Here is a 597-nt window from a genome sequence, read left to right on the forward strand (position 1 = left end):
ATGGAAATGGAAGCCACGCAAGCACCTTAAAATCACCATCATACACTAAATCAGTAAGTTGGCAGCATTACCGAGTTATCGAACCTCGCTTACCAACGCGTTGTCAGTCATCTCCCCCCTCTCTGGTGCATCGTTATATCCGTGATGAGCGATTTTTGATATTAATATCTTTCACCATCCGCTATTTTCACCACTTCAGAAAACAAACTTATTTTTATTAAAATCAATTCTTTTTCTTTGAACATTCAACTGCGATATTTGTAAAAACATTAAACAGGCAACAATAAAATGACATTACCAACAACTATTTATTCATTCCCCGCATATTTACCCCGTTTTTCGTCCACCGACAAACCAGCAAAATTAAAATTTCATCAATACGCACGCGCTACATTACTGTCAAATCGTGGAAGAGATCATAATTGCGATAGCAGACGTACTGTTGAGATCCACAAACTAGATCTCTCTGACTGGCAAGCATTCAATAAGTTAGCAACGAAGTGTAATGCTTACGATGGAGTATGAATCGCCACGGATAATCTAGACACTTCCGAGCCGTTGATAATACTGGTTTTCATATTCTGTCGGTGACATCTG

Annotated in this window: 1 protein-coding gene and 1 pseudogene; both read left to right on the forward strand. The window is 38.9% G+C overall.

Going from position 1 to position 597, the window contains the following annotated elements:
- Window positions 1-221, forward strand: a 221-nt coding sequence (locus ABZJ92_RS22190; RefSeq protein WP_214282745.1) for a hypothetical protein, incomplete at its 5' end; no start/stop codon positions are given.
- 67 nt (window positions 222-288) lie between these two features.
- Window positions 289-522: pseudogene (locus ABZJ92_RS22195) on the forward strand (DUF2686 family protein); the annotation flags it as partial.
- Between the last annotated feature and the right edge of the window lie 75 nt (window positions 523-597).

The sequence above is a fragment of the Shigella sp. FJ200513 genome, from assembly GCF_040495915.1.
In the GTDB taxonomy this organism is placed as follows: Bacteria; Pseudomonadota; Gammaproteobacteria; order Enterobacterales; family Enterobacteriaceae; genus ECMA0423.